This is a genomic window from Geomonas sp., assembly GCF_035254065.1.
Taxonomy (GTDB): Bacteria; Desulfobacterota; Desulfuromonadia; order Geobacterales; family Geobacteraceae; genus Geomonas.
Map to the genome: position 1 here is coordinate 1 of NZ_DATFBA010000037.1, position 8,280 is coordinate 8,280.

At 61.3% G+C, this 8,280-nt stretch carries 7 protein-coding genes; 3 read left to right on the plus strand and 4 right to left on the minus strand.

What is annotated here, in order from left to right; translation table 11 throughout:
• The coding region (locus VJ604_RS02000; protein WP_324079711.1) for an acyl-CoA thioesterase at positions 1-292 on the plus strand (292 nt) is incomplete at its 5' end.
• 197 nt (positions 293-489) lie between these two features.
• On the opposite strand, the gene lspA is transcribed toward VJ604_RS02000, so the two are convergent.
• Positions 490-978 (minus strand): signal peptidase II, encoded by a 489-nt coding sequence (gene lspA, locus VJ604_RS02005; RefSeq protein ID WP_324079712.1) that lies wholly within the window; start codon positions 976-978, stop codon positions 490-492.
• Positions 979-1,125: 147 nt separating this feature from the next.
• Positions 1,126-3,894 carry an isoleucine--tRNA ligase gene (gene ileS, locus VJ604_RS02010; RefSeq protein WP_324079713.1) on the minus strand — a complete coding sequence of 923 codons (2,769 nt, stop codon included), beginning with the start codon at positions 3,892-3,894 and terminating at the stop codon, positions 1,126-1,128.
• Between the two features lie 220 nt (positions 3,895-4,114).
• Here ileS and VJ604_RS02015 point away from each other — a divergent pair, with 220 nt between their 5' ends.
• A complete protein-coding gene (locus VJ604_RS02015) occupies positions 4,115-5,932 on the plus strand; it encodes a KUP/HAK/KT family potassium transporter (RefSeq protein WP_324079714.1) in 1,818 nt (605 codons plus the stop codon).
• A gap of 285 nt (positions 5,933-6,217) precedes the next feature.
• On the opposite strand, the gene VJ604_RS02020 is transcribed toward VJ604_RS02015, so the two are convergent.
• Together VJ604_RS02020 and VJ604_RS02025 are read right to left on the minus strand one after the other, a co-directional pair.
• A complete protein-coding gene (locus VJ604_RS02020) occupies positions 6,218-6,559 on the minus strand; it encodes a hypothetical protein (protein WP_324079715.1) in 342 nt (113 codons plus the stop codon).
• Between the two features lie 290 nt (positions 6,560-6,849).
• Positions 6,850-7,599, minus strand: coding sequence for an endonuclease/exonuclease/phosphatase family protein (locus VJ604_RS02025; RefSeq protein ID WP_324079716.1), 750 nt, complete (start codon positions 7,597-7,599; stop codon positions 6,850-6,852).
• Between the two features lie 361 nt (positions 7,600-7,960).
• On the opposite strand from VJ604_RS02025, the gene VJ604_RS02030 reads away from it, so the two are divergent.
• The coding region (locus VJ604_RS02030) for an ATP-dependent DNA ligase (protein WP_324079717.1) at positions 7,961-8,280 on the plus strand (320 nt) is incomplete at its 3' end.

Sequence of the window (8,280 nt, forward strand, 5' to 3'; positions counted from 1 at the left end):
CCTGTCCGTTGCCGATATGCACAATGCGGGGATCATTTTCCCAGTCGTCTCCATCCATATCAACTACCGCGCCCCCGCGCGGCTGGACGACCTGCTCGAGGTGGAGACCACCATCGTCGAGGTCCGCAACAGCGCCTTCGTTGCGGGGCAGCGGGTGATCAGGAAGGAAGACGGCAAGCTCCTGGTGGAGGCCAAGGTGACCCTCGCCTGCGTGGGGGAGGGGATGAAGGCCCGCCGCCTGCCGCCGGAGCTGAAAGATCTGCTCACCTCGGAGCTTCCTACCACCTGGTAGGCTCTCTCAAACCTGGTCCCCCCCTTGATAAAGGGGGGACAGGGGGGATTGCTTTGGACGTTTATCCCTGATGATGGCCAAACTGCAAATCCCCCTAAATCCCCCTTTATCAAGGGGGACTTTTAGGACCTGGTACAAAAAAAGTCCCCTCGGGATTCCGAGGGGACTTTCTGTTTCTACCGTAGCGACTGTCAGCCTTACTGCTGCGGCGTCTTCTTCCTCTCCTCGACATACATGTCGATAGCCAGCAGGAAAACCCCCACACAGATGGCGGAGTCGGCGATGTTGAAGGCGGGCCAGTGGTGATCGTACCAATGGGCGTCCAGGAAATCGATCACCTCGCCCATCCGGATCCTGTCGATCAGGTTTCCCAGCGCGCCGGAGAAGATCAGCGACAGCGAAACGGCGGCAAACTTCTGGTCCTCCCTGAGCTTCCTGATGACCGCCACGATCACGCAGACCGCCACCAGCGACACCAGGATGAAGAAGGGGAGCCGGAAGCTGGAGTTGGCCAGGATCCCGAAGGCGGCGCCCTTGTTGCGCAGGTAGGTGATGTTGAAGAAGTTCTCGATCACCGTGATGGAGCTGTGCAGCGCCATGCTCTTGTCGATGTAGATCTTCGTCAACTGGTCGATGACCAGCACCAGCGCTGAGACCACGATGAGTATGATGTATCTGGATTTCATGTATGTCCGATGCCTCAGGCTTTCTAGAGTCCCCTCTCCCTCCGGGAGAGGGTTAGGGTGAGGGAAGTCTCGATAACAAAGGGGCCTCACCCGCCCTTCGGGCACCCTCTCCCCTAAAGGGGCGAGGGGAATTACGTCAAACGAGAGTTACTTAACGGCCGCCAGGCACTTCGGACAGATGGTGGGGTAGTCCCCGTCCTTGCCGAGCTCCTCGCTGTAGCACCAGCAGCGCTCGCACTTGTCGCCCGGAGCCGCGGCTACCGCGATCTCCAGCCCCTCGACGCCTTCCGCCTTGTACGCCTCGCCCTCAAGCACATCAGTGACATACGCCTTGGAGACGATGAAGATTTCCGCCAGATCGTACTCTTTCAAGAGCTCCGCGGTCTCGCCGCTGGCCTTGAGGGCAACGGCGGCGTCCAGCGAGTGGCCGATCACCTTCTGGACCCTGGCCAGCTCCAACGCCTTGGATACTTCGGAGCGCACCTTCATGATCTTCTCCCAGCGCTGGGCGAGCGCCTCGTCCTTGGCGGCCGGGTTCATCTCGGGGAAGAGCGCCAGGTGCACGCTCTCCTCGCGGCTGCCCGGCATCTCCGCCCAGACCTCTTCGGCGGTGAAGGAGAGGACCGGCGCCATCATGCGCACCAGGGCGTCCAGCACGGCGTACATGACGGTCTGGCCGCTTCTCCTGCCCAGCGAGCTGCTCTTGCTGGTATAGACGCGGTCTTTCAGGATATCGAGGTAGAAGGCGCTCATCTCGACCGTGCAGAAGCCGTTCACTGCGTGGTAGAGGATGTGGAACTCGCACTCGTTGTAGGAGTTGATCACCTTCTCCTTCAAAAGCTCCAGCTGGTGCATCGCCCAGCGGTCGAGTTCCGGCATGTCTGAAAGCCGAACGCTATCGGTCTCCGGGTTGAAGTCGTGGATGTTCCCCAGGATGTAGCGGCAGGTGTTGCGGATGCGGCGGTACGCCTCGGAGAGCCTGGTCAGGATCTCCTGGGAGATGCGCAGGTCGTCGCGGTAATCCTGCGCGGCCACCCACAGCCTCAGCACGTCGGCGCCGAACTTCTTGATGACGTCCTCGGGAGCGACCACGTTGCCCACCGACTTGCTCATCTTGCGGCCGCTGCCGTCCACCACGAAGCCGTGGGTCAGTACGTTCTTGTAGGGGGCGTGCCCGCGGGTCCCCACGCTCGCCAAAAGCGAGGAGTGGAACCAGCCGCGGTGCTGGTCGCTACCTTCCAGGTACATGTCGGCCGGCGCCCGCAGGTTGTCGCGGAGTTCGCAGACCGCGGCGTAGGAGACGCCGGAATCGAACCAGACGTCGAGGATGTCGGTTTCCTTGTCGAACTCGCCCTTGCCGCAGGATGGGCACTTGGTCCCTTCCGGCAGGAACTTGGCGGCATCCCAGTCGTACCAGACGTCGGAGCTGTGCTCGCTGAAGATGTCGGCTACGTGGTGCATGATCTTGCCGTCGGCCAGCACCTCGCCGCAGCTCTTGCAGTAGAAGGCGGCGATGGGGACGCCCCAGGAGCGCTGTCGGGAGACGCACCAGTCGGGGCGGTTCTCGATCATGCCGTAGATCCGCTCGCGGCCCCATTTCGGGATCCAGTTCACGTTGTTGATCTCGGCCAGCGACTTCTCACGCAGCCCGTTTCGCTCCATGGAGATGAACCACTGCTCGGTGGCCCGGAAGATGATCGGCTTCTTGCAGCGCCAGCAGTGCGGGTAGGAGTGGCTGATCTCCTTGGAGGTGAGCAGCGCCCCCACCTCGGTCAGCTTCTCGATCACCGCCTTGTTGGCGTCGAACACGAACTGGCCGGCGAAGAACTCGATGTTGTCGTAGAAGCGGCCGCGGTTGTCGACCGGGTTGTAGATGTCCAGCCCTTCCCTAAGACCGAGCTCGTAGTCTTCCTGTCCGTGGCCGGGGGCGGTGTGGACCGCGCCGGTGCCGGCGTCCAGGGTGACGTGCTCGCCCAACAGGATGATGGAGTCGCGGTCGTAGAAGGGATGCTTGAGGAGCTTCTTCTCCAGCACGGTTGCCTTGAAGGTGGCGACCACCTGGCCCTCCGCGCCGATTTCTTTGAGGAAGCTGTCCTTGAGCCCTTCGGCCACGATCAATATCTCGCCGTTCACGTCGAGCGCCACGTAGTCGAGTTCCGGATGCATGGCGACCGCCAGGTTGGCGGGGAGGGTCCAGGGGGTGGTGGTCCAGATCACCACGGAGGCCTTCTTGCCGGCAAGGGCCGGGATCACGGAGCCCAGGTCTTCCTTGGCCGCGAATTTGACGAAGACGGAAGGAGACTTGTGGTCGGCGTACTCGACCTCAGCCTCTGCCAGCGCGGTGCCGCAGGAGGAGCACCAGTGCACCGGCTTCTTCCCCTTGTAGAGGCCGCCGTTTTCGGCAAAGCGGGCGAGCTCGCGGGCGATGGTCCCTTCGTAGCTGTTGTGCAGGGTAAGGTAGGGGTGCTCCCAGTCGCCCAGGACACCGAGGCGCTCGAACTCGGCGCGCTGGATAGCGACGAACTTGTGGGCGTACTCGCGGCAGAGCTTGCGCATCTCGAGCTTGGACATCTCGTGCTTCTTGGAGCCGAGGTTCTTCTCGACCTGCAGCTCGATCGGGAGACCGTGGCAGTCCCAGCCGGGGATGTAGGGGGCGTCGAAGCCGTTCATCCGCTTGCTCTTGAGCACGATATCTTTCAGAATCTTGTTAAGCGCGTGGCCGATATGGATATGACCGTTGGCGTACGGCGGGCCGTCGTGCAGGATGTACTGCGGCCTCCCCTTGCCGGTCTCGTCAACCTTTTCGTTGAGTTTGTTCTGTTCCCACTGCTTCAGCATCTCCGGTTCGCGCTGGGGGAGATTCCCCTTCATCGGGAACTGGGTCTGAGGCAGGTTGAGTGTGTCCTTGTATTCCATTTGTACGGCCTCCACTGTTTATAAAGCCATCAGCGAAACGATTTAAGCTACAAGGAATAGATTGTCATGTCAAGCGCAAAGGGGGATTTCTATTGTAATCACCAAAGGGTAGTGCTATAAGAGCCCTGCCGACCACATCCTCCGACCTTCAATGGGGCAGGCGGGGGGTGTGAGCCGGCATTTTCGCGCTTGCCGAACCATTACAAGGACCCCAAAAAGTATGTCTCAACACCAGCAATCCTATTGGGGCGGCATCGTCAAATCGATGGGTCTCGTCTTCGGGGATATCGGCACCAGCCCGATATATACCCTCACGGTCATCTTCGCCATCACCAAGCCGACGCTGGACAACATCCTCGGCATCCTCTCCCTCATCGTCTGGACCCTCATCATCCTCGTTACCGTCGAGTACGCCTGGCTTGCCATGAGTCTCGGACGCAAAGGCGAGGGGGGGACCATCGTCTTGAAGGAGATCCTGGTCCGGATGCTCAAGGGGGGGCGCTCCCTCGGCATGGTCGGCTTCCTCTCCTTCGTCGGGGTATCGCTGCTTCTGGGCGACGGGGTCATCACCCCCGCCATTTCCATCCTCTCCGCCGTGGAAGGTCTGGTGCTGATCCCGGCCTGCGCAAGCCTCAGCCAGGGGACCCTCATCCTGATCGCGGCCTGCATCGCCATCACCCTCTTCGTCTTCCAGTTCAAGGGTACCGACAAGGTGGCCGGCCTCTTCGGTCCGCTCATGGTGCTCTGGTTCATCTCGCTCACCGTCTCCGGCCTGATCGCCATCGGCGACTACCCCTCCATCGTGCGGGCGGTCTCCCCCTGGTACGCGATCAAATTCTTCATGACCAACGGACTGTCCGCCTTCTTCGTGCTCTCCGAGGTCATCCTCTGCGCGACCGGCGGCGAGGCCCTCTACGCCGATATGGGGCACCTGGGGAGAAAGCCGATCATCCGGGCCTGGTGCTTCGTCTTCCTGGCGCTGGTCATCAACTACCTGGGGCAGGGCGCCTTCCTGCTGAAGCACCCCGACGCCAAGAACACCCTGTTCGGCATGGTGCAGGGGGAGTCGCAGCTCCTCTACATCCCGTTCCTGATCCTGACCATCATGGCGACCGTGATTGCCTCGCAGGCGCTGATCAGCGGCGTATTCTCCATCGTCTACCAGGGGATCACCACCAGGATCATGCCGCTCATGAAGGTCGACTACACCTCCAGCCAGCTGAAGTCGCAGATCTACATCGGCTCGGTCAACTGGTTCCTGATGGTGCTGGTCATCTTCATCATGCTGGTGTTCGAGAAGTCGGAGAACCTGGCGGCGGCCTACGGTCTGGCCGTGACCGGGACCATGACCATCACCGGCATCATGATGACCATCATCTTTGCCCACACCAAGAAGAAGTGGAAAGTACCCATCGCATTTTTCGTGACGGTGGCTGATGCCATCTTCCTGATCGCCAACCTGAACAAGCTGCCGCACGGCGGCTACTGGTCGCTGATCCTGGCCGGCGTCCCCTTCACCACCATCCTGATCTGGACCAAGGGGCAGCGCGCGCTCTACAAGGCGCTCCGGCCGCTGGACGTCGACACCTTCCTCCTTTCCTACGAGCAGATCTACACGAAGGGGAGGACCATCCCCGGCACCGGACTCTTCTTCACCCGCGAGTGGGCGGTGGTGCCTCCCTACGTGGTGCACTGCATGATCCGCAGCAACATCATCTACGAGCGCAACATCTTCATATCCATCATGAGGACCGACGAACCGTTCGGCCTCAGGGCCAGGCTGATCTCCGACCGTTGCGCCGGGCTGGAGTCCTTCGAGATTTTCGCAGGGTACATGGAAGTGATCGATATCGAGGGGCTGCTCAAGAAGAATGGCATCATGGAGAAAGTCATCTTCTACGGCGTGGAGGACATCGCGACCGCCAACCCGGTCTGGAAGGTGTTCTCGCTGATCAAGAAACTCACCCCCAACTTCGTCCAGTTCAACAAGCTCCCCGCCAGCAGGCTGCAGGGGGTATTGACCCGGGTGGAGATGTAAGCACCCCATCCTCACCCGCCTTCGCCTTAAAGGCTACGGCGGGCAAGCTCCTGTCCCTCCCCTTGAAGGGGAGGGGACGAGATGGAGGCCGCCTAGGCAAAAGGTGCCTGTCATCGTTGAATAAGGTGGACGCTGCGCAGGCTGCAGGACGAGGCGCAGGTTGCAGACGCAAAAAGGCCGCTGTCCCACAAGGGATGCGGCCTTTTCTCGTTTCTCTTCTCCACCAGCAACAACACCCCCTCCCCTTCAAGGGGAGGGCAGGAGGATGGGGGTAAAGCCGTAGGCTTACACCGCGTCCAGCAGATTTCCCCAGCTGTCCTTCATCTGGATCCTGTGCAGGGCGTTTATGCCGTTCACCTCGTAGACGATCTTGTCCGCCTCTTCCTGGGTCAGCCCAACCTTGGGACGCACCCCCATCCAGTGGGTCGACTGCCCGGAGGGTGACTCCAACGGGCGCGGCAGCGGCGGGCCAGGCTTGTACTTCTTGTCGAAAAAGAGCGCCGCCTCGTACTGCACCCCGTGTTTTACCACGCAGATCTCCAGCAACGCCCCGGTACTCTGCAGTACCCTCTCGATAATAACTTCCTCCATTTCCATGTCTTCCGGCATTTCAACATATTCGCTCATGGCTCGCTCTCCTTCTCCCGCCGCCGGGGATGGTACTCCGTCACTAATGGAATCTTTTCGGCGGGGAAGGAGGAAAACTTTAATCACTGCAGAACTCTACCGCGCGACTGTCCGACGGCTCCTCCTCCCGAAGGGGGGAGGCTGGGAGGGGGGGACTGTGTCGGCGATGCCTGCGGTGGTCCTGCTTTCAGACGGAGCAATGGTGGCTATTGCAGCGGTGCTCCCCCTCCCTACCCCCCCCTTCGGGAGAGGGGACTTTCGGACGATAGCGGCTTTAGGGAGTCGTTCGCTCAGTCCAGCCGTAGCTTGACGACGAGGGGGAGGTGGTCGGAGGCCACGCGGGTCAGCTTGGTCTGGGGGATCTCCAGGTTCTCCACGGTGAGGTTGGGGGAGATGAAAAGATGGTCGAACCGGACAATGGGGTAATGGCTCGGGAAGGTCCACTCCGTGTGCCCCAGGGTGAGAGCTTCCTGCCGGTCGTCGAGGATGTCCTTGAGGCGCTTGTGCAGCGGGGAACTGGGGAGCAGGTTGAAGTCGCCGCACAAGATGGTGGGAGGCCGGCAGTCGGGATGCCCCAGCCATTCGGAACTCATCAGCACCTTGGTCTGCGAAGCTCGCTCGGGCGGGGTAAGCCCCAGGTGGGTATTGAGGAGTTGCAGCCTGTGACCGCAGATATCGATCTCCACCCAGAGCACGCCGCGCGGCACGATCGACCTCCTCCTGGTTTCCGGATGCAGTCCCCCCGCCCTGATCAGTCGCATCGGGTGACGGCTGTACACCACGTTGCCGTTACGCTCCCGCTCCAGGTAGATGAGCTGACGCGACTTCTCCAGCAGGGCGAGCTCGTGGGAGAGCGCCAGGGTGGTGCCGCGGTCCTCCGGCCGGTACCTTCCCCCGGGAAGTTCCTGCAGGGCGACGATGTCGGGATGATAGGCTTCGATGATTTCGGCGATGCGGGCGGCCGAGGTATGGCGGTCGTTGCCGATCAGGCGATGGACGTTGTAGGTCATGATGGTGAACGAGCAATGCTTTTTAGTCATGACGCTATCCTGCGCTTACTGCTTGCTACTTGGGCATTTATGCTGACGCCCCTATTATACACGGTCCGGCAGCGCGCCTGCCAGTGTGGCCGGCAGGGACGCCCGACGGGGTAAGGCTGGGCGAATTTCGGCGGGTCGCAGTAGTCGGAATCGGGGTAAGATAGGGTCAGAATTCACCTACGCCTCCCATTCTTGCCGCGGTCGTGTAGTCCGAGAGTCCCCTCTCCCCGCAGGAGAGGGTTAGGGTGAGGGAACTCTCCACACAGGTACCAGGCTTCCCTCACCCCTGTCCTCTCCCGAAGGGCGAGAGGAAGCTGATGGCGGTGGGGATAGAGCCTGCATAACTACTCGGTGTTAGCCTATGCTCTTCAACGAACTCATCGCCACCTCCGACGCAGTGAGCAGGACCTCCCGCCGGCAGCAAAAGACCCGGCTGCTGGCCGAGTGTATGCGCCGCTTACCATGCGAAGAGATACCCATTGCCACCAACTACCTCTCCGGAGCCATACGCCAAGGGCGCATCGGCATCGGCGTGGCTAAAATCTTCCGGACTCATCACGAGGCCGCGGCGCTCCCGTCCCTCACCATCGTCGAGGTGGACCAGGCCTTCGAGGAGCTGGCTGCCAGCACGGGGACCGGTTCCACGACCCGCAGGGCTGCCCTGCTGAAGGAGTTGTTCGC

What these genes read in the sequence shown, in the direction of transcription:
- lspA (WP_324079712.1), bottom strand. Translation starts at nt 978, where the DNA reads ATGAAATCCAGATACATCATACTCATCGTGGTCTCAGCGCTGGTGCTG.
- ileS (WP_324079713.1), bottom strand. Translation starts at nt 3,894, where the DNA reads ATGGAATACAAGGACACACTCAACCTGCCTCAGACCCAGTTCCCGATG.
- VJ604_RS02015 (WP_324079714.1), top strand. Translation starts at nt 4,115, where the DNA reads ATGTCTCAACACCAGCAATCCTATTGGGGCGGCATCGTCAAATCGATG.
- VJ604_RS02020 (WP_324079715.1), bottom strand. Translation starts at nt 6,559, where the DNA reads ATGAGCGAATATGTTGAAATGCCGGAAGACATGGAAATGGAGGAAGTT.
- VJ604_RS02025 (WP_324079716.1), bottom strand. Translation starts at nt 7,599, where the DNA reads ATGACTAAAAAGCATTGCTCGTTCACCATCATGACCTACAACGTCCAT.